Origin of the sequence: Leucobacter sp. NPDC015123, from assembly GCF_043080205.1 — a bacterium.
GTDB lineage: Bacteria > Actinomycetota > Actinomycetes > Actinomycetales > Microbacteriaceae > Leucobacter > Leucobacter aridicollis_A.
Genome location: NZ_JBIBVH010000003.1, coordinates 234,636 through 256,860 on the forward strand (window position 1 = coordinate 234,636; position 22,225 = coordinate 256,860).

Consider the following 22,225-nt stretch of genomic DNA (forward strand, 5'->3'; position numbering starts at 1 on the left):
CGAGCTTAGCCCTTGGTCGCGCGGTAGTTGTCCTCGGCGTCGGCAAGGAGCTTAGCGAGGTCGTCCTGCGAGAGCTTCACGGAGACCGCGCCCTCACCGACGTAGTCCTTCAGCGCGGCCTGGAAGGTCTCGTTGTTCTGGTAGATGTCGACGAGCTTCAGGTAGGTCTCGTTGTCCTTGTCCTCGGCGCGTGCCGCGAAGATGTTGGTGTACGGCTCCACCGCGGCGTCGTCGGCGCTATCCGAGCCGAGCGAGTCCTTGAAGTCGAGCCCGCCGAGCTCAACGAAGTCGTTGTTGACGATGCCGCCGTCAACGTCGGGCAGCGAGGCCGGGATAATGTCAGCCGCGAGCTCGGTGACCTTCACGCGCGACTTGTCAGCAACGATGTCGTCGGGAGTCGAGGTCGCGCTGCCGCCATCCTTGAGCTCGAGCAGGCCGAGCTTCTGGAGCACGAGCAGGGCGCGGGCGCGGTTCGACTCGTCGTTCGGGATCGCGATTGTGCCACCCTCTGGGATGTCCTTCACGTCGGTGTACTTGCTCGAGAACAGGTTGAGCGGGTACACGACTGTCGAGCCGAGCGCGACGAGGTCGTCGTCGGCGTCGACGTTGTGGGTCGCGAGGTAGATGATGTGCTGGAACTGGTTGAGGTCGAGATCCCCGGCCGAGACGGCCGGGTTCGGCTGCGGGTACTCGCTGAAGTCGACGATCTCGACCTCAATGCCTTCCTTCTCAGCCTCGTCGACGAAGGTCTCCCAGTAGGGCTGGCCGCCAGGGACGACGCCGATGCGCACAGGGCCCGTCGTCTCAGCGCCGTCATCCTTGGGAGCCGAGTCGCTCGCGCAGCCCGTGAGTGCGGTTGCGGCGATAGCGAGGGCCGCGACCGATGCGGCGATGAGACTGCGCTTCTTCACAGACATGATGTTCCTTTTCGTTTGGTGAACTGAGCGTAGGTCGACGCCGTGGCGAGAATCTTGCGCAGTGGCAAGAATCACTATGCCCCGACCGGTACTAGACAATCCTCGCCGTAACGCCACGAATCCCCCAATCGGAGCGTCACATTGCGTCATCCGCGTGGGATACTGAGGTCGAACATTCAGCGAATCGGGGCGGAAAACATCGGCACCCGAGCACATCGGAAGGATCCGTCGGTTCACATGAATCAGCCCACAACTGACCACCTCGAGGCCTGGAACACAAAGCAGGCACTGGCGGAGCGAATGATTCCGCTCATCGGTCAGCTCTACCGCGATCACGACATCGTCATGTCAGTCCACGGACGCAGCCTGATCGGCCGCTCAGCCATCGACATCATTCGCGCCCACAGCTATGCACGCAAGATCGATGAGGTTGAGCTCGACATTGCAGAGACCTCCGCGATCGTCGAGGCACTCACGGCGATCCAGCCCGGCCCCGTCTCGATTGACCTCGCACTCCTCGCGAACGGCTTCCGCGCCGCTGCGACAACCGACCTCGAGGCGTACCTCCGCGACGAGCTCGCGCCCGCCCTCGCAGCCAAGCCCGCAACCGGACGCGACGTTGTGCTCTACGGCTTCGGACGCATCGGTCGTCTTCTTGCCCGCATCATGATCGAGCACGCGGGAAGCCAGAACGGCTTGAATCTGCGCGCAATCGTCGTCCGGAAGAACGGCGAGAACGACCTGCAGAAGCGCGCCAACCTTCTCCGCCGCGACTCGGTGCACGGCCCCTTCAACGGCACCATCAAGGTCCTTGAAGACGAGAACGTCATCCTCGCGAACGGCGTTCGCATCCAGGTGATCTACTCGAGCGACCCGGCAGACGTCGATTACCCCTCGTACGGTATTGAAGACGCGATCCTTGTCGACAACACCGGGCGCTGGCGCGACGCCGAGGGCCTCGGCAAGCACCTCGAGAACTCGGGCATTTCCCGCGTCATCCTCACCGCTCCCGGCAAGGGCGACCTGCTGAACGTCGTCTACGGCGTGAACAACGACAAGATCAGCGACGCTGACACGATCCTCAGCGCGGCATCGTGCACGACGAACGCGATCACGCCAGTGCTGAAGGTCGTGAACGACGCGTTCGGAGTGAAGCAGGGCCACGTCGAGACCGTGCACTCGTACACGAACGATCAGAACCTCATCGACAACTTCCACTCGGGCGATCGGCGTGGGCGCTCCGCTGCACTGAACATGGTGCTCACCGAGACCGGCGCCGCGAAGGCTGTCGCGAAGGCGCTGCCGGAGTTCGAGGGCAAGCTCACTGGCAACGCCATCCGCGTTCCCACACCAAACGTGTCGATGGCTGTGCTCAACCTGCAGCTCGAGCGCGAGACAACCACCGAAGAGCTCAACGCACTTCTCGAGCAGGTCTCACTCACGGGCGCACTTCGCACGCAGATTGACTACGTTGAGTCACCCGAGATCGTCTCCACCGACTTCGTCGGGTCGAACCGGGCAGGCATCGTCGACGGCCTCGCGACCCTCGTCACGGGCTCAAGCGCAGTGCTCTACGTCTGGTACGACAACGAGTACGGCTACAGCTGCCAGGTTGTTCGCATTATCGAGCAGCTCGCGGGCGGACATCCACTGCAGCTTCCCGCTCTCGCCAAGTAAGCTGAAGACACAGACACCCGTACAGGAAGGAACTCGTTATGTCCGAGAAGTACCTCATCGGAGTTGACGGATCAGATCACAGCCGCGCCGCCCTGAAGTGGGGGCTCGCACGCGCCACGGAGCGCGGCGCGACCGTCGAGCTCATCCACGTCGCAGACGACTCCTTCCTGTCCGAGAGTGTCGCCTTCCTCTCGGAGGCACAGTCGGCCTCGGAGCAGATGCTCGCGCACGAGATCGAACGCGCGCGAACCGAGCTTGGGTTCACCGGGGAGATCGCGGGAAGCGCCGTTGTCGGCCACCCGATCGCAGAGGTCGAGGCTGCGTCGAAGCACGCAGACCTGCTCGTCCTTGGCGCGCACACAGGCGGCAAGTTTGCTGGCTCCGTCTTCGGCACTCGCGCGGTGAAGATCGCGGCGGTTGCGCACTGCCCTGTCGCCGTCATCCCGGCAGAGCAGGAAGGCGCCGGTAGCGGCGTTGTCGTCGGGGTTGATGGATCAGAGGCGTCAAAGCGTGCAATCGCGTTCGCCGCCGAAGAGGCCTCGTTCCGTGGTGTGCCCCTCGTCGCGGTCTACGCGTGGATGCCGCCGCTCACCCCCGGTCTCGAATACCTCTGGAGCGAGGAGCTCGTTACCGCTCAGCAGGCAGCGGCCGAAGAGTCAATCGCGATCGGCACTGCGGGCCTTGCTGAGCGCTACCCAGATCTCGAGGTTCGCCGCGAGATCGTGCAGGCTCCCCCAGTCACCGCTCTGCTGCAGGTCGCCGAGACTGCCGAGATGGTCGTTGTCGGTAGCCGCGGTCGCGGCGGCATCTCCCGCCTGCTTCTCGGGTCGGTCAGTCACGGCGTGCTCAACGCGCTGCCGTGCACGACCGTCGTTACCCGCGCGGAGTAATAGTCCATGGCCGGCGATCTTCGCATTGAGCGCGTCGTCACCTTCGGAGTGCTCGGGGCCGGGCGCCCCGGGTACCCGCCGGAGGGCATTGCGTTAGACAACAATGTGTGGATTGTTGGTGACGACGACAGCGCCCTCATCATCGATGCCGCTCACGACGCAGACGCCGTAGTGACCGCTGTCGGCGACCGAGACCCGCTCGGCATCTTGCTCACCCACGGGCACGAGGATCACGTCAACGCTGCGATCGCCCTCGCGGATGCGCTGGACACCCACACCTACCTCCACCCTGACGACCTCTTTTTGTGGGAGGACACTCACGGGGCCGACAGGCTTCCCGACTTCGAACTTGCGGATGGCGCGTCGTTCTCAGTTGGCGGCGCCGAGCTCGTCACGTTGCATACGCCAGGGCATACGCCAGGCTCGGTGAGCTTCTATGCGGGTTCGCTCGGCACGCTCCTGTCTGGCGACACCCTCTTCGAGGGTGGACCGGGTGCCACCCGCTGGGAATACTCGAGCTTCCCGAGGCTCATCGAGTCGATCAGCAACAGGCTACTCACATTGCCTGCCGTCACGACGGTGCTTCCTGGCCACGGATCGGCGACGACAATTGGGGCGGAGGCCCCGCAGATCGCAGCCTGGGCCGCCCAGTCAACCTAGCAGCTCGCTAGAGGACTTCGCCGAGGCGCCTGAACGTCCGGTCAATGTAGCTCATCGGCTCGGCAGCCTCCCCGAAGTGGGCGTCGAGCACCCCTGCGACGACAATCACTGACGAACCGACCTCGAGTTGATGCAGCGAACGGCAACGCAGCGCGGCGCGCACGCCGGGCAGCAACGGTTCGCCAGTAGGGAGCGTCTCCCACCCCTGCTCGGAAGTGAACCGCTCAGTTCCAGAGACTGCAAACGTCTGCGCGATCCCAGCGTGGCGTGCGTCGAGCAGGTGCACAACGAATGAGTCGGCGTGTAGCACTCCCCCTGCGCTACCCGTAGCTCGTGTGACTGAGAACGAGAGCGCCGGTGGGTCGACGGCCACGGAAGCGACGCTCGAGACCGTTAGGCCAACCGGGCCCTCGGGCGTCTGCGCGGTGATCAGGCCAACCCCCGCCGGGTGATCGCGGAATGCGCGCTTCAGCGCGTCGCCAGCCTCAAACTCGTTCACCGATGTTCCTCCGCAGTTCTCTCAGATTGTGGGGACGTGGCCGGTTCTCCAACCTTCCCCCGGTCCAACCCGGGAGGATGCGGGGCTATTCCCCTCGGCTCGGCATAGGCCGCGGCGGTGCGAACGAACACCGTGAGCCAGGCGAACAGGAGGCTCGCCGCCATGAATTCGGTGCCGGTGAGGTTGTAGTAACCAAACGGCACCCACAACAGCACCGCGACGACGATGCCGACAACGACGATCAGCGAGAACACGACGAGCTCCCTCGGAACGTCGACGATACGCCTGAGCGACACGAAGACAAACACTGCGAACACGACGAGCATGCCACTCGCTGACCCAACGTGAACGACGATGTTCTCTGCATCGGGGACCGCACCTGCAACAGCCATGCACAACCCAATTGCGGCAAAGAGCCACGAGAGCAAGCGCACGAGCTTCGGGTCGTCGGAGTTGCGGGCGATGAGGCCACGCCGAATGTCGTGGCCGATGTAGTTTGACAGCGCGACGAGCACGAAGCCCGTGATGATGAGCGAGACGTTGAACCTATAGCCGCTCGAGCCCGACTCGTTGCCGAGCTGCGAGAAGTGGAGCTGCCACCAGGAAGCGTCTGGCGAACTCACCATGCTCGCCATCGTGCCAGTGAACAGTTGTAGAGTTGCGAGCACCGCGATGGAGCCCGAGCTGACCCGCGAGCCAATGAGCGCCCCAATGTACGTCATCGCAGCGGTTGCCGCGCCCGACAGCACACCACCGCCAAGTGCGTCGACAGTCAGGCCCTGGAAGCCAAGTTGGAACAAGCTCGCGATCGCCATGACCGCGAGGTACGCGAGCATGCCTGTCGCGAGCGTGAGCGCGAACACGTCGAAGGCCCGTTTCGCGAGCGGCAGTTGGCGCCGCCAGAGGTCACGCCCGCGTCGAGTCTCGACTATGTGTCCGAGCAGATAGGCAAGGCCCGCTCCACCCCCGGCGCACCACGCCGCGATGTTGCCGAGGGATGCGTCGCCCGCGAGGGGCAGTCGCCGGCCGAACATCACGAGCGCCGTCAAGATCCCGGCAACGACGAACGCAGCAACCGCCAGCCGGGTGGCGCGGGACTCGATTGCAGCGGAGCCGCTGCCGACGCGAGGCAAGAGCCTCCCCTGTCGGAGGGTGCCACTCCCCCCACCCTGAGGGTGGCTGTGCGATTCAAATTCGGTTCGGGCTTGCGGTGTCAAGGGATATCCGTTCAATCTGCGCGACACGCGGGTCCCTCGATTTCGGATCTCGCGCGGTTCCACACTAGACTGATCAGGTTCGCTTCGGTGAACGGAGGGCCTGTAGCTCAGCTGGTAGAGCGCCACGTTTACACCGTGGATGTCGTCGGTTCGATCCCGGCCGGGCCCACCGACATACCCCTCAATCGGATTTCCGAGTGAGGGGTATTGTGTTTCTGCGACAGTGGCTGCACTTCTGGCGCGCTCGCATTACGCCTGTGAGCCACACAGCTCGTTTCATTCTTCTGGGATCTGCCCTTATCAATGCCGGTTTCTCGCTCTTCAGGGATTTCTTCTGCAGATCCCATACCGTGGGCTCGCGCGCGTGAGTGTGTCCACCTGTCCACAGCCCCGCCCGAATGTGCTCGCCTAATGCGACTGCCCACTTTAGCCAGTCACCAGACTGTGCAAAGATGGTTCCCTGCATCGCAAGCACCAATGATCAGCACGCTCACACCAGTCGCGCAGTGGGGAATCGTCTTGCCGGCGCCCCCGGTTTCTGCTTCGACATGCACCAGACGGAGATGATTTCGTGAGCTCACCCGAGCGCACTACCCCCGACAAGACGCCCGACTCGCAGCCCTACGCCGCTCAGGCGGAGACGGGGCGCGCAGACGAGGAACTGGCAGACCCTGCGACTCATGCGGGTCCCGCGCCGACGGCTACGCCCGCGGCTACCGAGCCGCCAACAAACACCGAGCCGCCAACAAACACAGAGCCTCCAACAAACACAGAGCCTCCAACAAACACAGAGCCTCCAACAAGCACAGGCGCGCTCCTGCTCGAGCCCGGAGACCTCGACCTGCCCGATACCGTGCACCTGCACGAGGCTGTGCAGATCAACGATGACGACAGTGACGAGCGCATCACGGCGAAGCTTCGCACGCACGGTGTCCGTATTGGCAAGGGCATGATCTCGCCTCGCGTGTTCTGGCCGGCGCTCGGCATCATCCTTGTGCTTGTCGCCTACGCCGCCTTCTGGCCAGACTCCGCTGAGGCGACGTTCAGCACAGTACAAGGTTGGATCGTGGAGAACCTCGGCTGGTACTACATGCTGATTGTCGCGGCGTTCATCGCTATCGCCGCGACCCTCGGATTCTCGCGGCTTGGCCGCATCAGGCTCGGCCGCGATGACGACGAACCAGAATTCGGCCTGTTGTCGTGGTTCTCGATGCTGTTCGCAGCGGGCATGGGCATCGGCCTCGTCTTCTACGGTGTCGGGGAGCCCCTGACGTATGCCACCGTCGACCCGAAGCCAGGCTGGGCGGGCAACCAGGCCGAGATCGCTGGCCTCGCGATGGCGCAGACGTTCGTGCACTGGGGAATCCACCCCTGGGCTATTTACGCAATCATCGGCCTATCGATCGCCTACGCGATTCATCGTCGAGGCCGCCCGGTATCTATCAGGTGGGCCCTCGAGCCATTGTTCGGCGAACGCGTAAAGGGTTGGACGGGCGACGTCATCGATGTGCTTGCCATCCTTGGCACAGTCTTCGGCGTGGCGACGTCACTTGGGCTTGGCGTGCAACAGATCTCTGCGGGCATGCTTGAGATCGGCATTGTTGACACTGTCGACAACACGACCCTCGTCGTGCTCATCATCGCGGTCACGCTGGTCGCAATGTTCTCGGTGATCAGTGGGATCGGCGCTGGCATGAAGTGGCTGTCGAACATCAACCTGTCGCTCGCAGGCGCGCTGCTCATCTCGCTGCTACTTCTCGGCCCGACGCTGTTCCTCTTCCAGAACCTCACCGAGTCCCTCGGCTTCTACCTGGCGAACTTCATGCAGATGACGTTCGATGTCGGCGCGTTCCAGCGCGGCGAGGGCACGAGTTGGTTCGCAAATTGGACCATCTTCTACTGGGGATGGTGGATCTCCTGGTCCCCCTTCGTCGGCATCTTCATCGCCCGCATCTCCCGTGGACGCACTGTGCGCGAGTTTGTTGCAGGCGTCATGCTTGTTCCGACATTCGTTGGAATTCTCTGGTTCTCTGTACTCGGAGGCAGCGGCCTGTTCCGCCAATTCTTCGGGGCCGGCGACCTTGTACAAGACGGAACACTCGACGTTGACAGCGTTCTGTTCAAGATCCTCGGCGATCTGCCGTTCGGCACAATCTTCTCGGTCGTCGGGATCCTGCTCGTCGCGATCTTCTTCATCACGTCGTCTGACTCGGGTTCGCTCGTGGTCGACATGCTCGCCTCAGGCGGACACCCGAACCCGCCGACATGGTCGCGTGTGCTCTGGTCGGTGATTGAGGGGCTCGTTGCGATCGCGCTACTGCTTGCCGGCGGCCTGAAATCGTTGCAGGCTGCCGCGCTCGCAACAGCGCTCCCCTTTAGCGTGATCCTGCTGCTGATGGCCATCGCAACGGTGAAGGCGCTACGTATTGATGACAGGGTCCTCGAGCGGGCCGAGCGCACTGCAAGAATTGAACGTCTCACCGAGCACATGACCGCACAGTTCGCAGAGAACATCGGTGACCATCTCGCGGTCGAGAACTATGTCGACGACCGCATCGACTACCGCATCTCTCGCACCCGCGGGGCATTTGCACCCCGCCGTGGAGCGGCAACGCATCAGGCGAAGCCCCGCAACACTGGAAGTCCGGGAGCACGCTAGGTATCCCCCAACTACACGCAGACGGCGGCCCTCACCGAGAAATCTCGATGAGGGCCGCCGTCTCGGCAAACCGTCTAGTTAAGCCGTCTAGTTGTGCCGCCGATCAGGCTGCTACGCGATAGCGGCAATCGCCTCACGGTACGCACCAAAGTCGCGAGCCTCGCCGGGGGCGGTCTCAAACGATGCGAGCACCTTGCGCCCCTCCCCGATCACGAGGGTGGCGCGTGTCGCGATGCCGCGCTCCTCAATGAACACGCCGTACTCCTTCGACACTGCTCCATGCGGCCAGAAGTCGGAAAGGATCGAGAACTCGTACCCCTCGGCCTGCGCCCATGCCTTCAGCGCGAAGACGGAATCGACTGAAACACCGACGAGGCGCACTTTGCTGTCCTCAAAGATCTGCAGGTTGTCGCGAAGCTCGCACAGTTCACCAGTGCAGATGCCCGAAAACGCGAGCGGGAAGAATACGAGCGCAACCGGGCCCTCCGTGACGAGCTCACTGAGCGTGAGTTCTTCGCCGTGCTGATCGGAGAGTGTGAAATCGGGGGCGATTGCGCCTACCTCAAGAACCATTGTCAACAACCTTTCAGGCGTCACCGCGCCGCTTAGTGGATCCTCTACGCCCAAGACTAGTGGCGGCTCAGGGGAAATATTGTTCGGGATTCACACAGACCTCCCTCGGATTCTGCGTTTGGTCGTGGATGTTCGCTAGTCTGGAAGGTGCCCGCTAACCTTGCGGGGAGTTTTATGAGTTGCGTGCTCAACGGGGCTGAAACCACATGCCCATGGTTTTGCGCGTGGTGGCGAATGGAGCACTTTCCGTGGCTGTGAACACACAAGATCCTTACTCGCAGGATCACGAAGACATGGATCCCGCTGAGACCGCCGAATGGCGCGAGTCGCTTGACGGCGTCGTAGAGACGCACGGTCCCGGCCGCGGTCGCGAGATCATGACGAGTCTGCTCGAGCGCTCGCGCGAACTGCACCTCAGCGTGCCGATGGTTCCAACGACCGACTACGTCAACACGATCGCGTCAGAGAACGAGCCGAGCTTCCCAGGGGATCACGACACTGAGCGCCAGTACCGCTCATGGATTCGTTGGAACGCCGCGATGACCGTGCACAGGGCGCAGCGCCCCGGCATCGGTGTCGGCGGCCATATCTCGACGTACGGCTCAGCGGCCTCACTGTACGAGGTTGGCTTCAACCACTTCTTCCGCGGCCAGGATCACCCCGGCGGCGGCGACCAGATTTTCGTGCAGGGTCACGCCTCCCCCGGCATCTACGCGCGCGCGTTCCTTGAAGGACGTCTGAGCGCTGACCAGCTCGACGGCTTCCGCCAGGAGAAATCGCACGCGCCGAACTCGCTGCCGAGTTACCCGCACCCGCGCCTCGCACCTGATTTCTGGCAGTTCCCGACGGTGTCGATGGGGCTTGGCCCGATCAATGCGATCTACCAGGCTCAGGTCAACAAGTACCTCACCAACCGTGGCATCAAGGACGCAAGCGACCAGCACGTCTGGGCGTTCCTCGGTGACGGCGAGATGGACGAGGTCGAGAGCCGCGGCCAGCTGCAGGTCGCAGCGAACGAGGGCCTCGACAACCTCACCTTTGTTGTGAACTGCAACCTGCAGCGCCTCGATGGCCCGGTGCGCGGCAACGGCAAGATCATTCAGGAGCTTGAGAGCTACTTCCGTGGCGCAGGCTGGAACGTCATCAAGGTCGTCTGGGGTCGCGAGTGGGACGACCTGCTCCAGCGCGACCAGAGCGGCGCGCTGCTCAACCTCATGAACACCACTCCTGACGGTGATTTCCAGACGTATAAGGCCGAGAGTGGATTGTTCGTTCGCGAGCACTTCTTCGGCCGCGACGAGCGCGCGCTCGAGCTCGTCAAGGACTACACCGACGACCAGATCTGGGGCCTCCGCCGTGGTGGCCACGACTACCGTAAGGTCTACGCGGCCTACAAGGCAGCGATGGAGCACAAGGGTCGCCCGACCGTCATCCTCGCAAAGACGATCAAGGGATACGGCCTCGGGCCGCACTTCGAGGGCCGCAATGCGACCCACCAGATGAAGAAGATGACGCTCGAAGACTTGAAGCTCTTCCGCGACACCATGCACATCCCGATCTCCGACGCGCAGCTCGAAGAGAACCCGTACCTCCCGCCGTACTACCACCCGGGCGAGAACGATCCGACGATCCAGTACATGCACGAGCGCCGCCGCGAGCTTGGCGGCTACCTCCCCGAGCGCCGCTCGACGCACATCGACCTCGCTGTGCCGGAGGAGAAGAGCTACGCGATCGCCGCAAAGGGTTCGGGCACGCAGGAGGCCGCGACCACGATGGTCTTTGTGCGTCTGCTCAAGGACCTCATGCGCGACAAGAACATGGGCAAGCGCTTCGTGCCGATCATCCCCGATGAGGCACGGACGTTCGGCATGGACTCGTACTTCCCGACCTCGAAGATCTACAACCCGCACGGCCAGAACTACACCTCGGTCGACCGCGAGCTGCTCCTTGCGTACAAGGAGAGCCCGGAGGGCGTGCTGATCCACGTCGGCATCAACGAGGCTGGTGCAGCCGCGGCGTTCACGAACGTGGGCACCTCGTACGCAACACACGGCGAGCCGCTCATTCCGATCTACATCTTCTACTCGATGTTTGGGTTCCAGCGCACGGGCGACGCCATCTGGGCTGCCGGCGACCAAATGGCACGCGGTTTCATGATTGGCGCAACCGCTGGGCGCACCACGCTCACCGGCGAGGGCCTCCAGCACGCGGATGGCCACTCGCTGCTGCTCGCATCGACGAACCCCGCGGTCGTGTCCTACGACCCCGCCTATGGCTACGAGATTGGGCACATCATGCGCTCGGGCGTCGAGCGCATGTATGGCGGCACGCACGAGGATCCGAACGTCATGTACTACCTCACGGTGTACAACGAGCCGATCATCCACCCCGCAGAACCTGCAGATGTCGACGTAGACGGCATCGTTCGAGGCATCCACCGCGTCAGCACCGCGTCGGCGGGCACTCACAAGGCACAGATTCTCGCCTCAGGCGTGGCAGTCCCGTGGGCGATCGAGGCCCAGGAGCTCCTCGCAACTGACTGGGACGTCGCAGCCGATGTGTGGAGCGTCACGAGTTGGAGCGAGCTCCAGCGCGACGGCCTCGCAGCCGACCAGCACAACTTTGAGAACTTCGGGGGCGCGCAGCGCACCGCGTACCTCACCGAGAAGCTCGCAGGCGCCGAGGGACCGAAGGTTGCAGTTAGCGACTGGACGCCAGAGGTGCCCGAGCAGATTCGCCCGTACGTTCCTGGCGACTACTCGGTGCTCGGCGCGAACGGCTTCGGCTTCTCGGACACACGCGCGGCAGCGCGCCGGTTCTTCAAGATCGACCGCGAGTCGCTCGTGGTGAAGGTGCTGCAGCGCCTCGCGCTCGAGGGCAAGATCGACGCGAGCGTGCCTGTTGCAGCGGCCGAGAAGTACAAGCTCGCTGACGTCAACGCCGGAACCACTGGCGGCGCGGGCGGGGACGCCTAGCGGGCGAACGGATGAGTCCCAACAAAGCTCAGGAACTCGCCTGGCTCCGCACGATCTCGGGCGAGCTGGCTACGCTGACGGTGACGCGGCTCGAGGACACGCTCCCCTGGTACGGGAGCATGCCCCCGAGCCGCCGATCGGCAGTCGGCCTTGTGGCGCAGACCGGGATCAGCTCGTTTATTCAGTGGTACGAGAACCCCGGTTCAACCCCGTGGATCGCCTCTGACGTTTTCAGCTCGGCTCCTCGTGAGCTGCTGCGCTCGATCAGCCTGCAGGAAACGCTCCAGCTCATTCGTGTTGTCGTGACAGTCGTCGAGGAGCGCGTGGCTCCCCGCAGTGACTCGCTCCGTGAAGCGATCATGCACTATTCGCGTGACGTCGCGTTTGCTGCTGCGGACGTGTATGCGAGACAGGCAGAAGCTCGAGGCTTGTGGGACGCACGGCTCGAGGCCCTCGTTGTGGATTCGATCCTGACAGGCGAATCCGACGACGAACTTCCGAGTAGGATCGCCGCGCTCGGCTGGCACGGTGACGGCGAAGCGGCAGTGCTTGTTGGCAGCGCCGAACGCTCCGTCGATGTCGATCAGATGCGACGGACGGCGCGACACGCGGGTGCCGATGTGCTCATCGGATTGCAGGGCACCCGGCTCGTGCTCGTTCTCGGCAGAATGGCCCCGCCTCAGCAGGCCGATCCGACAGCAGCCGCCGAGGAGCCGCAGCGAACCTTCCTCGAGATCGCAGCCAAGCTGTCCGACGGCTTCGCTGATGGGCCGCTCGTGCTCGGGCCGACTGTCGACAACCTCATCGAGGCGTCTCGAAGCGCCCGGGCTGCGCTTGCGGGCGTCGCGGTCGCACGGGCGTGGCGCCATGCGCCCCGCCCGGTTCCCGCTGACGACCTCCTTCCCGAGCGGGCACTCGCGGGCGATGGACTTGCCCGGAGAACACTCATCGAGCAGATCTACGAACCGTTGCTCGCCCACTCGGCCGAGCTCATGGAGACCCTCTGGTGCTACCTCGACAACGGCAGGTCGCTCGAGGCGACAGCCCGCGAGCTGTTCGTGCACCCGAACACGGTTCGTTACAGGCTCAAGAAGGTCTCCGAGGTGATTGGCTGGAACGCGACTGGGGCACGAGAGTCCCTGATTCTGCAATCTGCACTCATCGCTGGTTCGATTGCACAGCAGGGCGGCAGGCGTCAGCCGAAGCGAGGCTCCTAGCCAAGTTTCGGCACCAACTGGACCCTTTCTGGCCGCTATCTACAACGAATCTTTGAATTTATCGTTGGTTATATGCAGCTAGTTCCGCTCGCATCTGAGAAACTATTTGACGTGATTGTTATCGCTTGCCCGGGTCAGGGCTCCCAAACCCCCGGTTTCCTTACTGACTGGATCGCGGATTCAGCGTCCCGCAGCTTCCTCGAGGCCGCCTCGGAGGCCTCGGGCGTCGACCTCGTTCGGCACGGAACCCAGAGTGACGCTGAGACGATTCGCGCAACTGAGATTGCCCAGCCGCTGATTGTCGCGGCTGCAATCCTGTCGTGGCGTGCACTTGCCGCGCGGCTTGATGGCGCAGGTCTCGACGCGACCACGTTAGGCGCCACAGTTGGCACCGCTGGTCACTCTGTTGGCGAGTTTGCCGCGGCGGCGATCTCAGGCGTCGTGAGCGAGACCGACGCCGTGCGCCTCGTCGGCGTACGCGGCCGCGCGATGGCGGAGGCAGCCGCTGTTGAACAGACAGGAATGTCGGCGGTGGTTGGCGGCGTTGAGGCTGACGTGCTTTCGGCAATCGAAGCTGCGGGCCTCACTGCCGCGAACCGAAACGGTGGAGGGCAGATTGTCGCCGCGGGTGCACTGGCGGGTCTCGCCAAGCTCGGTGAGTCGGCGCCGCGCGGTGCTCGCGTGATCCCGCTGCAGGTCGCTGGAGCGTTCCACACAAGCTACATGGCGTCGGCAGTTCCCGTCCTCGCGCAGGCAGCAGAGTCCACAGCGGTCAGCGATCCCTCGCTGAAGCTCTGGAGCAACGCCGACGGCGGACTCGTCACATCTGGTGCAAGCTTCCGCGACTCACTCGTCTCGCAGATCGCGAGCCCTGTTCGCTGGGACTCATGCATGGAGTCATTCCAGGCGGCCGGCATCACCGGATTCATTGAACTCACCCCCGCCGGTGCTCTCACCGGCATCGCGAAGCGCGGCATGAAGGGCATCCCTTCGGTCGCCGTAAAGACTCCGGCTGATCTTGATGCTGCCGTGCAGCTCATCACCGACGCAGCCTGATCGAAAGGATCGACTCATGGCAACTCTTGTACAGCCAACTGGCCCGGCGCACACACGCGTGCTCTCGGTTGGCGCATCCCGCGGCGACCTCGACGTACCGAACGACGACCTCGTTGGCCCTATTGACTCGTCTGACGAGTGGATCAGGCAGCGCACGGGCATCGTTCAGCGCCGCCGGGCCCGCAAGGGCCTGAACGCTGTCGATCTCGCGGTTGAGGCTGGCCAGGAGGCCATTGAGAAGTCTGGTCTCGAACTCGCAGACATCGACGGTGTGATCATCTCGACGATCTCGAACGTTGCGGTGACGCCGTCAATGGCAGCGCTCGCCGCGCACAGGCTCGGTCTCACTCCCGCGGCGGCATTCGATATTTCTGCCGCCTGCGCTGGCTACGTGTATGGCGTCGGCCAGGCCGACGCACTCGTCCGTTCGGGTGTCTGCAAGAACGTCCTCGTGATCGGTGCCGAGAAGCTCTCGGACGTCGTTGACCCGACCGACCGTTCGATCTCGTTCTTGCTGGGTGACGGCGCTGGCGCCGTGGTCGTCGGAGCGGGCCATCACACCGGTATCGGCCCGACAGTGTGGGGCTCGGACGGCGAGAAGTGGGACACGATCAGCATGACGTCGACGTTCGAGGAGTACCGCGAGGCTCCCGGAGTCGTTGCGTGGCCTACGCTGCGCCAGGACGGCCAGACCGTGTTTCGCTGGGCAGTGTGGGAGATGGCGAAGGTCGCACGCCAGACGCTCGAGGCCTCCGGTATCGAGCCGTCTGATTTGGCCGCGTTCATTCCGCATCAGGCGAACATGCGAATCATCGACGAGCTCGCGAAGCAACTGAAGCTGCCCGAGACCGTCGCGATTGCACGCGATATCGAGATGCAGGGAAACACCTCTGCAGCGTCGATCCCGCTTGCGATGCACGCGCTGCTCGCAGAGCGCCCCGAGCTCTCGGGGGGCCTGGCACTCACGATCGGCTTCGGGGCCGGTCTCGTCTACGGCGCCCAGATCATCGAACTTCCGTAGCTTTTCGCTCTGGGACGCACCGCGCGCCCTGTCGACTTCCCGCGGGAAGTTGCGAGAAACTACTGCACGAGGTTTACTACAAACCCCCATTAAATAAGGAGAATCCAATGGCATTCAGCAACGAAGAGGTCCTCGCAGGTCTCGCCGAGCTCGTCAACGATGAGACCGGTATTGCGGCCGACGTTGTCGCCCTCGACAAGTCGTTCACCGACGACCTCGACATCGATTCGATCTCGATGATGACAATCGTCGTGAACGCAGAAGAGAAGTTCGACGTGAAGATCCCCGACGAAGAGGTCAAGAACCTCAAGACCGTCGGCGACGCAGTCGACTTCATCGTCAAGGCTCAGGCCTAAGCGAAGCTTTCGCGGCGGGATGAGCGGCGGCCACTATCGGCCGCCCCATCCCCGCCGCTCGCTTCATCACACAGACTTTCGGGAGAACAGCCCCACAAGGGCGACTCCCCCAGAGCCACGCGGAGAGCGCAACACATGAGCAAGAAGATCGTCGTCACCGGTATCGGTGCGAGTTCGCCCCTGGGCGGTACCGCTAGCGAGAGCTGGGAAGCTTTGCTTGCAGGCGAGTCGGGCGTACGTACTATCGAGGCCGATTGGGTTGAGAAGTACGACCTTCCAGTGTCGTTCGCTGGCCAGGCCCGAGTGCAGCCGGCTGAGGTGCTTGAGCGCCCAGTCGCCAAGCGCCTCGACCCGTCGAGCCAGTTTGCCCTCGTCGCGGCGAAGGAAGCTTTCGCCGACGCTGGCTCACCCGAGATTCCCGCAGAGCGTCTGGGCGTCGACTGGGCAACAGGCATTGGCGGCATCTGGTCGCTGCTTGACGCGTGGGACACGCTTCGTGAGAAGGGCCCGCGTCGCGTGATGCCCCTCACGGTTCCCATGCTCATGCCGAACGCGCCGTCAGCGGCGATCTCCATGCATTTCACAGCTCGCGCGTTCGCGCGCACCGTCGCGTCAGCCTGCGCCTCGAGCACCGAGTCGATCGCAAACGCCTACGAGCATCTGCAGCTTGGACTCGCCGATATCGTGATCGCAGGCGGCTCCGAAGCCGCCATTCACCCGGTCACGCTCGCGTCGTTCTCGTCGATGCAGGCGCTGTCACGCCGAAACGACTCACCGGAGACCGCCTCACGCCCGTACAACACTGACCGTGACGGTTTCGTGATGGGCGAGGGCGCCGCTGCGCTCGTGCTCGAGACCGAGGAGCACGCGCTCGCTCGCGGTGCCAAGATTTACGCCGAGATCGCCGGCGGCGGTGTGACCGCTGATTCCTACCACATCACCGCAAATGACCCCGAGGGGCACGGCGCCATCCGCGCGATGAAGCTCGCACTCTCGCAGGCGGGTGCTCACCCCGAGGACGTCACCCACATCAACGCGCACGCGACGTCGACCCCTGTCGGTGACATCAATGAGTACACTGCCCTGCTCGGAGTGTTCGGCGATCGCGCACGCGAGATCCCGGTTTCTGCGACAAAGGCCGCGACAGGACACCTGCTGGGCGGCACAGGCGCCCTGGAAGCACTGTTCTCGGTGCTCGCTGTGCATACCCGCGTCGCTCCCCCGACGATCAACCTCGTCGATCAGGATCCCGAGATTCCGCTCATGGTATCAAGCGAGCCGCAGCAGCTCGCCGATGGCCCGCAGCTCGCGATCTCGAACTCCTTTGGGTTCGGTGGCCATAACGCCGTCGTCGCCATCCGCTCGTACGACGCCTAGCGCGACACATAGGAGCCGTCGGGCGGGCGCTATTCGAACAGCGCCTGCCCGACGAACTCACCGGCGCCGATCCCGCCCGGCACCGCCCACAGTCCAGACCCAATGTGACGAATATACTCGTTGAGCAAGTCTGGCTGCAGTGAGCGCTGCACACGAACGAATGTCTCGGGCGAACGCTGGAACGAGATAAAGAAGAGGCCCGCGCCAAGCTGGCCGAGTCCGTTTGAACCGTCGACGTAGTTGTAGCCGCGGCGCAGCATTTGACTGCCCGAATTGTTCTTTGGGTGCGCGAGACGCACGTGCGCGGCAATGTCGATCACTGGTTCCCCAGATGCGGGCAGCTGGGCAGCAAAGTCAGGTTCGTCAAATTCGCCGTCCCCGGTGAGGGGCGCGCCAGCTCGTTTCGATCGCCCGAAGATGCGCTCCTGCTCGGCGAGAGACGCGCGATCCCACGTCTCAATCGTCATCTGGATCTTCCGCGCGACCAGGTAGCTTCCGCCGCGGAGCCAGGCTGGCGCTTCCTCACCGACCCACACGTGCTCGGCGAGCCCCGACGAGTCCTCGGCCATGACGTTCGCCGTCCCATCTTTGAAGCCAAACAGGTTCCGAGGCGTCTCCTGAGCCCGCGAAGTCGACGCGGTACGGCCAAAGCCAAGCTGGCTCCAGGCAAGGTGCGCGCGGCCAGCGGCAATGCGTGAGAGATTGCGGATTGCGTGCACCGCGATCTGGGGGTCATCGGCGCATGCCTGCACGCACAGGTCGCCTCCGCTCTGCGTATCGTCGAGAATGTCGAACGCGAAGGCCGGGAGCGGTTCGAACTCGGCGGGGAGCAGCGAGCGGAGGCCGAAGGGGTCGCCTGCCTGTGTCTCCGCGGCCCTGTCGGCATGCCCGACGAAAAGGCTGCGTCCGAATCCGAACGTGAGCGTGAGGTTGCCAACCCCGAGCCCCGTCGCCTCGCCGGTGTCGTCTGGCGGTAGAAGGCCGTTCTCAGGCTCCATTCCGTCTCCGACTTCCTCGCCGCGGGTCAGCCTCTCGGCGGCCTCAGTCCAGTCACGGAGGAGCGCGATGAGGTCGTCACGGGTCGCGCCGGAGTTCATCGTGAAAGCGGCGAAGTGCAGTCGATCTTGCGCTGGGGTAACGATGCCCGCCTGGTGAGCGCCGCGGAATGGCACGGCGCCGGGGCTCGGTGCATCGCCATGCTGCCCGTCACGCGAAAGCAACGTTCTGGCGGCGGCGGCCCCGCCTGCGCCGCCTGCAGCGAGGCCGATCGCCCCAGCGCCGAGTAGCCCGAGAAGTTGGCGTCTCGATGTACCACTCGGTAGCTGCGTCCGAGGATCCTGATCGGGGCCGCCCACCGCTGGAGTGTCTCGCCTCACGTGTACTAGCTTCCCACAACGCCCGCGGTGAGCCGCGACATCGGCTCGCTCAGCGCGGTGAGCTTCGCCGCGAGCTCGTTGCGCTTCGTAGCATCCACGGTGTCATACGATACAAAGCCAGCATCGTAGGAGCCGTATCCGGCGAGCGTGTCGAGCATGTCGACGAAGCGTGCGTCGAGTTCGGTGGCGAGTTCCGCACCGCCGTTCGCGACGAGCAGCGCGCGCACGGTATCGAAGGCAACCTGCGCGCCCTCGACATTCGCGGTGAAGTCGTACAGGTCGGTGTGCGCGAACTCGTTTTCTTCCCCCGGGAGCTTTCCGTCAGGCGCAGCAACCTCATCGAGCAGCCCCTTCGCCCCCTCAGTGATGTCGGCGAGCGTCAGCGTGAAGTCGGGGCTCTTCACCTTGTCGTTGAGCTCGGAGATGTCAGCGACGAGCTGATCGCCAATTGTTGCGCGCTCCTCGGGCGTGAGCGCAACGAGGTCATCCTTGGGGTAGTGGTTCTTCTCAGGCTGCGAGTAGTTCTCGATGGCCCGGTCGAGCCACAGATCCTGTTCGATTCGATGAAAGCCAGTGAACGGCAACCCCTCCTCGATCGCGCCTGGCTTTCGATAGTCGATCTTCGGATCGAGATCCCCAAACTGCTCCGCGGTTGGCTCGATCCGTTCGTAGTTGATACGCGCGATTGGGAACAGCGCGCGCGCCTCGTCGTCATTGCCTGCCTTGTACGCTGCAACGAACTCTCCCACCCGCGGAACGAGCTCCTCGGTTTGGGTCTTCACGTAGGCAACGTACTGCGCAACCACCGCGTCCTCCTCCGGCGTGGTCGCGACAGCGTCGCCGCTCACTGTGAACGCGGCATGGCCGACGCCAGCACCGATCATGCCTGGTTTGCACGCAGTGAAGTACTCCCCTGGGCCAACCTGCACCGTGAGGTCCCGGCTGGTGCCTGGCGCAATGTTCTCAACCTCGCCGACGATAGTGAGCTTGTTGCTGCCGAGCAGATAGAACTCGGTGACCTTCGTCCCGTCGTTCTGCACAGTGAAGGTCAGGGTGCCGCTCGTTCCGGTCGCGTTGGCCACCTCGCAGCCCTCATCGTTCGCGGTGACTGCAATTGACGTTGCGTTCGGGGCACCATTTGGTACGCACCCAGCAAGCAAGAGGGCTGTTGCGCTGAGCGCAGCAACACCGGCAGCGTTGCGAAGATTGGATGAGGTCATGGGCGTTCCTTTCGTGTGGCGTGCTGCCCGGCGTACGAACGCACGAGGAAGAGTGGCAGCGTGATGATGAGATAGCCCGCCCACGCGAGCACCTCGAGTTTGGTCATTTCAGGCGCGAAGCCGAGTGTTCCCTTGAGGATCACGGCGATCAACCCGTCTGGCGCGATGATGTGCGAAACGTTGAACGCCCACGCGGCCTCCCCAAACCATGCAGCGACGACAGGCCCGGCGCCCTCTGGCGCCGCAACAAACGGTCCCGGCAAGAACCCTGCCTCTTGCAGGTCGTGGATCCCGTACGCCAGCACACCGGCGGCGAAGACGAGCAGCAACACTCCAGTCCACCTGAAGAACACCGTGAGGTTGACCCTCAGGAGGCCTTTGTACAGCGCCCAGCCGATCGCGATGGCAATCAGGATGCCGGAGATCGCGGTGAGAAAACCGACAAGGGGCGCCGTGCCGCTCGCGCGGGTTGTCGCCCAGATGAAGAGTGCAGTCTCGATGCCCTCGCGGGCAACCGAGACGAATCCGATCAAGGCAACCGCCCACCCTGAGCCGACAAGCGCACGATCGACCTGGCAGCGGAGCTCGCCACTGATGCCACGCGACATCTTCAGCATCCAGAACACCATCCACGTCACCATCGCGACCGCAAGGATCGAGAGGAAACCACCAATGGCCTCCTGTGCGGTAAACGACAGCCCGTATGCACCGTAGGTCAGGATCGCGCCGAGCCCGAGCGAAAGCAGGATCGCTGCCGCGACACCGAGCCAAATCTTTCGGGCGGCGTCGGGCCGGTTGAGCTTTCCGACGTAGGCAAGTAGGACCCCGACGACGAGCGCCGCCTCGAGCCCCTCGCGAAGGCCGATCAGCAGGGTCGCAATCATGGGCTGCCTTTCAGTGAAAGATTCATCTGTTGTAGGTAAGGCACGCCTTACTCGGAAACATTAGCACGACTCATCTGATGAATGGAACAGCCCGTGGATTGGGAGGGGCCACCGAAAAGACGTGCCGTCGACTGGGCGGGCCGAATGAACCAGGTGCCGCAATTCCACTAAGCTAGAGCGGTAGCACACGGGGCGTTAGCTCAGTCGGTTAGAGCACTGGACTCATAATCCATCGGTCGCGGGTTCAAGTCCCGCACGCCCTACTCATCGCCGTGTCGCCCAAGGTTCGCCTCCGGGGCAGCAAGGTTCGCCTCCGGGGCAGCAAGGTTCGCCTCCGGGGCAGCAAGGTTCGCCTCCGGGGCAGCAAGGTTCGCCTCCGGGGCAGCAAGGTTTGCCTCCGGGCTGGCAACGCCCCGACATGTCCATGCGGCGCCCACCAGGTCTTCCCACGTGGTCCGGAAGTTTGGGCCTATGCCTGGTCTCGCATCACAGAATTGTTACGTTCGCCTGCTCGGCGAAGCAAAACGAGTAGGGTTGCCTGCAGGGCTGCTGACAACGGCGTCGCCAGTCCGCCCTCTTCAGGCTCCACCTCTGAGCTACCGTGTGACGAGCGTCCGCGTGGTGTTCGCACGCGCAAGCGACTACTCCGCGTCGTCTGGGGTGACAACTGGCAACTTGCCAGTGTGGTCGAGTACCGACTGGCCCGACTGGGGGTGGAACCGCGAAATGCCGATGACCCCGATCATCGCTGTCGCCCCTGTTACCGCGAAGGCGATTGCTACCCAGAGCGGCGCGTCGGCGGCCTCCCCGAGGATGAGGATGCCGATGAGCACCGCCACCATCGGGTCGATGACCGTGAGTCCCGCGACCACGAGGTCCGGCGGCCCAGACGAGTAGGCGTTCTGCACAAACAGCATGCCGAGCAGTCCGCCTGCGGCAAGAGCAGCGACGCACGTCCACGTCAGCCACTCGAAGTCGCCCTGCTGGAAGCGCGAGATGACCACCTTCGCGAATGTCGCGACGAAGCCGTAGAGCACTCCGGCGCCGACGATGTAGATGAGCGCGATGCCCCGGTGGCGGTAGAGCACGAACATCACGAGCGCCGCGAGGAGCACGACGCCGAACGTGATGAGGATCGCGATGAGTTTCGAATCTGTGACGACCTGGTCGGCGACGTTTGTCGCCGCGACAAACACAAACACGGCGATACTCACGACTGCGAGAGCGATCGAGGCGGTGACGCGCTTTCCGAGCTTGACCCCAGAAACCCGGGAGTTCAGCACTGAGGTGATGATGAGGCCGACGACGCCGATCGGCTGTACTATCGTGATCGGCGACAGTGAGAGCGAACCGATCTGGAAGACGACTGCGAGCCCAAGTAGCACTGTTCCCACCACCCAGGAGGGTCTCCTGAGCAGCTTGAGCATATGCCTGATTGAGAGCCCCGCGTGGGCGCTCTCCCCCGTGAGACGCTCGACCTTGTTCAGGCCGCGCGACTGGTACTGCGCGCCAAAGGCGAGAAGTGCTGCACCGATAAGCGCGAGCGGAATCCCCCAGAACTGCCTGGGGTCAACGGCCATGGCCTCGGTCGCAGCCGTGACGATGGTGTCGAGCGCCTGTGGCAGCTCTGTGGGTGAGATCACCTGGAAAG

19 protein-coding genes and 2 tRNA genes are annotated in these 22,225 nt (G+C 63.7%); 12 read left to right on the forward strand and 9 right to left on the reverse strand.

All coding sequences use genetic code 11. The annotated features are described in order from the left end of the window. Positions 1 to 5: 5 nt before the first annotated feature. Positions 6 to 917 carry a MetQ/NlpA family ABC transporter substrate-binding protein gene (locus ACF07D_RS07875; RefSeq protein ID WP_119283857.1) on the reverse strand — a complete coding sequence of 304 codons (912 nt, stop codon included), beginning with the start codon at positions 915 to 917 and terminating at the stop codon, positions 6 to 8. A 237-nt stretch (positions 918 to 1,154) separates the two neighbouring features. On the opposite strand from ACF07D_RS07875, the gene ACF07D_RS07880 reads away from it, so the two are divergent. Genes ACF07D_RS07880 through ACF07D_RS07890 form a run of 3 tightly spaced genes read left to right on the forward strand, consistent with a single transcriptional unit; the run spans position 1,155 to position 4,144 of the window. Next, on the forward strand, positions 1,155 to 2,594 hold the full coding sequence (locus ACF07D_RS07880) for a glyceraldehyde-3-phosphate dehydrogenase (RefSeq protein ID WP_119283858.1): 1,440 nt from the start codon (positions 1,155 to 1,157) through the stop codon (positions 2,592 to 2,594). 38 nt (positions 2,595 to 2,632) lie between these two features. Then, positions 2,633 to 3,484: a universal stress protein gene (locus tag ACF07D_RS07885; protein WP_119283859.1), complete on the forward strand. Its 852-nt coding sequence runs from the start codon at positions 2,633 to 2,635 to the stop codon at positions 3,482 to 3,484. A 6-nt stretch (positions 3,485 to 3,490) separates the two neighbouring features. Next, entirely contained in the window at positions 3,491 to 4,144 is a 654-nt protein-coding gene (locus ACF07D_RS07890) for an MBL fold metallo-hydrolase (RefSeq protein WP_119283860.1), read from the forward strand. Positions 4,145 to 4,151: 7 nt separating this feature from the next. Here the strand turns inward: ACF07D_RS07890 and ACF07D_RS07895 are convergent, their stop codons facing one another. Both ACF07D_RS07895 and ACF07D_RS07900 read right to left on the reverse strand, forming a co-directional pair. Beyond that, the gene (locus ACF07D_RS07895; protein ID WP_391504520.1) at positions 4,152 to 4,643 is read right to left on the reverse strand and encodes a flavin reductase family protein; all 492 of its coding nucleotides are present in this window, start codon (positions 4,641 to 4,643) and stop codon (positions 4,152 to 4,154) included. Beyond that, entirely contained in the window at positions 4,640 to 5,776 is a 1,137-nt protein-coding gene (locus ACF07D_RS07900; RefSeq protein WP_391504521.1) for a DUF998 domain-containing protein, read from the reverse strand. Before ACF07D_RS07900 ends, ACF07D_RS07895 begins: the two co-directional genes overlap by 4 nt. Before the next feature lie 180 nt (positions 5,777 to 5,956). On the opposite strand from ACF07D_RS07900, the gene ACF07D_RS07905 reads away from it, so the two are divergent. Then, a tRNA-Val gene (locus tag ACF07D_RS07905) sits at positions 5,957 to 6,029 on the forward strand. Between the two features lie 648 nt (positions 6,030 to 6,677). After that, positions 6,678 to 8,519 carry a BCCT family transporter gene (locus tag ACF07D_RS07910; RefSeq protein WP_391504685.1) on the forward strand — a complete coding sequence of 614 codons (1,842 nt, stop codon included), beginning with the start codon at positions 6,678 to 6,680 and terminating at the stop codon, positions 8,517 to 8,519. Positions 8,520 to 8,630: 111 nt separating this feature from the next. Here ACF07D_RS07910 and ACF07D_RS07915 read toward each other — a convergent pair whose 3' ends face one another. Next, positions 8,631 to 9,092 (reverse strand): peroxiredoxin, encoded by a 462-nt coding sequence (locus ACF07D_RS07915; RefSeq protein ID WP_119283862.1) that lies wholly within the window; start codon positions 9,090 to 9,092, stop codon positions 8,631 to 8,633. 248 nt (positions 9,093 to 9,340) lie between these two features. Here ACF07D_RS07915 and aceE point away from each other — a divergent pair, with 248 nt between their 5' ends. The 6 genes from aceE to ACF07D_RS07945 all read left to right on the forward strand — a co-directional run bounded on the left by aceE (position 9,341) and on the right by ACF07D_RS07945 (position 17,094). Then, entirely contained in the window at positions 9,341 to 12,067 is a 2,727-nt protein-coding gene (gene aceE, locus ACF07D_RS07920; RefSeq protein ID WP_119284292.1) for a pyruvate dehydrogenase (acetyl-transferring), homodimeric type, read from the forward strand. Positions 12,068 to 12,078: 11 nt separating this feature from the next. Then, positions 12,079 to 13,284, forward strand: coding sequence for a CdaR family transcriptional regulator (locus tag ACF07D_RS07925; protein ID WP_255807722.1), 1,206 nt, complete (start codon positions 12,079 to 12,081; stop codon positions 13,282 to 13,284). Positions 13,285 to 13,395: 111 nt separating this feature from the next. Beyond that, positions 13,396 to 14,340 (forward strand): ACP S-malonyltransferase, encoded by a 945-nt coding sequence (locus tag ACF07D_RS07930; RefSeq protein ID WP_119284293.1) that lies wholly within the window; start codon positions 13,396 to 13,398, stop codon positions 14,338 to 14,340. A gap of 16 nt (positions 14,341 to 14,356) precedes the next feature. Then, the gene (locus ACF07D_RS07935) at positions 14,357 to 15,361 is read left to right on the forward strand and encodes a beta-ketoacyl-ACP synthase III (RefSeq protein WP_391504522.1); all 1,005 of its coding nucleotides are present in this window, start codon (positions 14,357 to 14,359) and stop codon (positions 15,359 to 15,361) included. Between the two features lie 107 nt (positions 15,362 to 15,468). Beyond that, positions 15,469 to 15,717, forward strand: coding sequence for an acyl carrier protein (locus tag ACF07D_RS07940; RefSeq protein ID WP_010157098.1), 249 nt, complete (start codon positions 15,469 to 15,471; stop codon positions 15,715 to 15,717). 135 nt (positions 15,718 to 15,852) lie between these two features. Further along, a complete protein-coding gene (locus tag ACF07D_RS07945) occupies positions 15,853 to 17,094 on the forward strand; it encodes a beta-ketoacyl-[acyl-carrier-protein] synthase family protein (protein WP_391504523.1) in 1,242 nt (413 codons plus the stop codon). A gap of 29 nt (positions 17,095 to 17,123) precedes the next feature. Here ACF07D_RS07945 and efeB read toward each other — a convergent pair whose 3' ends face one another. Genes efeB through efeU form a run of 3 tightly spaced genes read right to left on the reverse strand, consistent with a single transcriptional unit; the run spans position 17,124 to position 20,574 of the window. Then, the gene (gene efeB / locus ACF07D_RS07950) at positions 17,124 to 18,449 is read right to left on the reverse strand and encodes an iron uptake transporter deferrochelatase/peroxidase subunit (RefSeq protein ID WP_391504524.1); all 1,326 of its coding nucleotides are present in this window, start codon (positions 18,447 to 18,449) and stop codon (positions 17,124 to 17,126) included. Between the two features lie 26 nt (positions 18,450 to 18,475). After that, positions 18,476 to 19,690, reverse strand: coding sequence for an iron uptake system protein EfeO (gene efeO / locus ACF07D_RS07955; RefSeq protein ID WP_391504525.1), 1,215 nt, complete (start codon positions 19,688 to 19,690; stop codon positions 18,476 to 18,478). Then, complete coding sequence (efeU, locus tag ACF07D_RS07960) at positions 19,687 to 20,574, reverse strand: iron uptake transporter permease EfeU (protein WP_391504526.1); 888 nt, start codon at positions 20,572 to 20,574, stop codon at positions 19,687 to 19,689. Before efeU ends, efeO begins: the two co-directional genes overlap by 4 nt. A gap of 189 nt (positions 20,575 to 20,763) precedes the next feature. Between efeU and ACF07D_RS07965 the strand changes: the two genes are divergently transcribed. Further along, positions 20,764 to 20,837 (forward strand) — tRNA-Ile (locus ACF07D_RS07965). Here the strand turns inward: ACF07D_RS07965 and ACF07D_RS07970 are convergent. Together ACF07D_RS07970 and ACF07D_RS07975 are read right to left on the reverse strand one after the other, a co-directional pair. After that, positions 20,835 to 21,011 carry a hypothetical protein gene (locus ACF07D_RS07970; protein WP_391504527.1) on the reverse strand — a complete coding sequence of 59 codons (177 nt, stop codon included), beginning with the start codon at positions 21,009 to 21,011 and terminating at the stop codon, positions 20,835 to 20,837. The genes ACF07D_RS07965 and ACF07D_RS07970 overlap by 3 nt on opposite strands. A 204-nt stretch (positions 21,012 to 21,215) precedes the next feature. Beyond that, positions 21,216 to 22,217: a DMT family transporter gene (locus tag ACF07D_RS07975; RefSeq protein WP_255807727.1), complete on the reverse strand. Its 1,002-nt coding sequence runs from the start codon at positions 22,215 to 22,217 to the stop codon at positions 21,216 to 21,218. Positions 22,218 to 22,225 lie beyond the last annotated feature (8 nt).

Coding starts and splice junctions, on each gene's coding strand:
- ACF07D_RS07925 (WP_255807722.1), top strand. CDS start 12,079: ATGAGTCCCAACAAAGCTCAGGAACTCGCCTGGCTCCGCACGATCTCG.
- ACF07D_RS07875 (WP_119283857.1), bottom strand. CDS start 917: ATGTCTGTGAAGAAGCGCAGTCTCATCGCCGCATCGGTCGCGGCCCTC.
- ACF07D_RS07945 (WP_391504523.1), top strand. CDS start 15,853: ATGAGCAAGAAGATCGTCGTCACCGGTATCGGTGCGAGTTCGCCCCTG.
- efeU (WP_391504526.1), bottom strand. CDS start 20,574: ATGATTGCGACCCTGCTGATCGGCCTTCGCGAGGGGCTCGAGGCGGCG.
- ACF07D_RS07935 (WP_391504522.1), top strand. CDS start 14,357: ATGGCAACTCTTGTACAGCCAACTGGCCCGGCGCACACACGCGTGCTC.
- ACF07D_RS07880 (WP_119283858.1), top strand. CDS start 1,155: ATGAATCAGCCCACAACTGACCACCTCGAGGCCTGGAACACAAAGCAG.
- ACF07D_RS07885 (WP_119283859.1), top strand. CDS start 2,633: ATGTCCGAGAAGTACCTCATCGGAGTTGACGGATCAGATCACAGCCGC.
- ACF07D_RS07890 (WP_119283860.1), top strand. CDS start 3,491: ATGGCCGGCGATCTTCGCATTGAGCGCGTCGTCACCTTCGGAGTGCTC.
- efeO (WP_391504525.1), bottom strand. CDS start 19,690: ATGACCTCATCCAATCTTCGCAACGCTGCCGGTGTTGCTGCGCTCAGC.
- ACF07D_RS07915 (WP_119283862.1), bottom strand. CDS start 9,092: ATGGTTCTTGAGGTAGGCGCAATCGCCCCCGATTTCACACTCTCCGAT.
- ACF07D_RS07940 (WP_010157098.1), top strand. CDS start 15,469: ATGGCATTCAGCAACGAAGAGGTCCTCGCAGGTCTCGCCGAGCTCGTC.